The 2,506-nt window shown below is 61.7% G+C and carries 2 protein-coding genes; both read right to left on the reverse strand.

Annotated elements, in window-relative coordinates:
- Nucleotides 1-132 precede the first annotated feature (132 nt).
- Nucleotides 133-891 (reverse strand): IS21-like element helper ATPase IstB, encoded by a 759-nt coding sequence (gene istB / locus FAA86_RS24255; RefSeq protein ID WP_136543874.1) that lies wholly within the window; start codon nt 889-891, stop codon nt 133-135.
- Nucleotides 888-2,384, reverse strand: a complete 1,497-nt coding sequence (gene istA, locus FAA86_RS24260; protein ID WP_136543876.1) for an IS21 family transposase — start codon at nt 2,382-2,384, stop codon at nt 888-890. Before istA ends, istB begins: the two co-directional genes overlap by 4 nt.
- Between the last annotated feature and the right edge of the window lie 122 nt (nt 2,385-2,506).

Raw genomic sequence — 2,506 nt, forward strand, 5'->3', positions numbered from 1 at the left:
TGTCAACGGCGGAGTAAAAGCCGGCCACGTGGCGGAGCAAAAGTCGGCCACTATGGCGCCGGCCTGAGACCGCCGGGAGGGCGTAGCCCGAGCGGGGGTCTCAGGCCGGCGCGGCATTTTTTCAGGAGCGTTTCAACCGGTCTTTCGGGCGCGGCTTTGAGCGAGACGATAGCTGTCGCCGTTCATCTCGAGGATGTTGACATGGTGGGTGATGCGATCGAGCAGTGCGCCGGTCAAACGTTCGGATCCCAGGGTTTCCGTCCATTCATCAAACGGGAGATTGCTGGTGATCACAGTGGCGCCGCGCTCGTAGCGTTGCGAGATCAGCTCGAACAGCAATTCGGCGCCGGTCTTGGACAGCGGCACGAAGCCCAGTTCATCGATGATCAGCAGCTTGTGGGCGGTCATCTGCTTCTGGAATCGGAGAAGACGCCGCTCATCACGCGCCTCCATCATCTCGCTGACCAGCGCGGCCGCCGTGGTGAAGCCCACGGACAGGCCCTTCTGGCAAGCTGCCAAGCCAAGGCCGAGCGCGACATGTGTTTTGCCCGTGCCGCTGGGACCGAGCGCAATGACATTCTCCCTCCGCTCGATCCATTCGCATCGTGCCAGTTCCAGCACCTGCATCTTGTTGAGCTTGGGGATGGCGGCGAAGTCGAAGCTGTCGAGGCTTTTGACGATGGGGAATTTCGCCGCCTTGATGCGGCGCTCGACCTTGCGGCGATCGCGTTCGATCATCTCCCGCTCGCCAAGTCGGAAGAGGTATCCGACATGATCGACGCCCTCGGTGGCGCATAGCCGGGCCAGCTTCTGGTACTCGCGCTGGAAGGTCGGCAGCTTCAGGGCCTTGAGATAGTGCGCGAGAAGGATCTCTGGTGCTTCAGTACTCATGCCGCTTCTCCCGCATCAGACGACAGAAGGCCCATGTACGCCTTTGCCGAGGTCTTCTCGACCGTCGCCCGTGGCAGGTAGGGGTAAATGGACAGGTCCAGTCTCGGCGGCCGACGCTCCACCCGGCACAGGATCAGATGCTTGACTGCATCAAAGCCGATCGCGCCGAGCTGAATGGCCTGCTTCACGGCCGCATGCAGGTCCGCAAGGTCGAAGCTTTCCAGCAGGCGCAGAACCTGCACGTATTCCCGCCGGCCATGCTTTGCCATGCGGCCTTCCATCAGCCGGCGCAGCGTGGCGAACTCCTCCGGCAGGTCCCAGCCTTGGAGTGGCGCTGCCTGATCCAGCGCATTGATCTTCTGCTCGATCAGCGGCAGGTAATGGACCGGGTCGAAGATGACGTCTTCGCGCTCCCAGCTTCGGGGATGGCGGGCAATGATTTCGCCGCGGCAGCCGATCACCACTTTGTCGACATAGCCTCTGACCCAGACGTCCTGATGGCCGTATGCGACCGGCACGGAGTAGTCGTTGGTCTTGTAGCGCACCAGTGACTGAGCCGTCACAATAGCACTCGCCTGGTCGCAGGCGTCGAAGGGCGACGCCGGCAAAGGACGCATGGCCGCCAGATCCCGCTGCAGTCGTCCTCCGATCGTCTCGCTCTCGCCGCGCAGCTTGTCGCGCTGGCGCTTGCGGCATTGCTCTTCCAGCCAGACGTTGAACGCCTCCCATGTTGGAAACTGCGGGATCGGCACCATGAAGTTACGCCGGGCATAGCCGACGAGACCTTCGACATTCCCTTTATCGTTGCCTTTGCCGGGACGGCCGTAACGATCCCGGATCAGGTAATGGGACAGGAAGCCGCTGAACAACGCTGCCCGCTTACGCGTGCCGTCGGGCAGGATCTTCGCTACAAGGCAGCGATCGTTGTCGTAGACAATCGATTGCGGCACGGCACCGAAGAACGCAAATGCATGGATGTGGCCATCGACCCATGCCTCCGATACTGCCGCCGGATAGGCCCGGACATAGCAACCGTCACTGTGCGGAAGGTCGAGCACGAAGAAGTGCGCCTTCCGCTCCACGCCAGCGATCACCACCATCGCTTCACCGAAGTCGGCCTGCCCATGGCCAGGCGGATGCGCCAGCGGCACGAATACCTCCTGACGGCGCTGATCCCGCTCGCGCATATAATCTTTGATGATCGTGTAGCCGCCGGTGAACCCGCACTCGTCACGGAGACGGTCGAACACCCGCTTGGCCGTATGGCGCTGCTTTCGCGGCACCTTCACATCCTCATCCAGCCAGTGATCGATTGTCGAGACGAACGCATCCAGCTTGGGTCGCCGGATCGGCAATTGACGCTGATAGCCCGGCGGCGTCGAATACGACACCATCTTGGCAACGCTGTCGCGAGATATGTTGAAATGCTTTGCAGCCTGACGCCGGCTCATCCCTTCCGAGACAGCCAGTCGCACCTTCAGATAAAGTTCCACGGTGTAGATCCCCAGGCCCTCCTGCATTCGTCGCAGAAGGGTAAATAGGTGGCCGGGTTTTACTCCGGCGCAGCAGGACTATCCCGCCGCTACCGTGGCCGACTTTCTCACCGCCGCTCTCA

The sequence above is a fragment of the Rhizobium rosettiformans W3 genome (genome assembly GCF_004912135.1).
GTDB classification, from domain to species: Bacteria; Pseudomonadota; Alphaproteobacteria; order Rhizobiales; family Rhizobiaceae; genus Allorhizobium; species Allorhizobium rosettiformans.

What these genes read in the sequence shown, in the direction of transcription:
- istB (WP_136543874.1), bottom strand. Translation starts at nt 891, where the DNA reads ATGAGTACTGAAGCACCAGAGATCCTTCTCGCGCACTATCTCAAGGCC.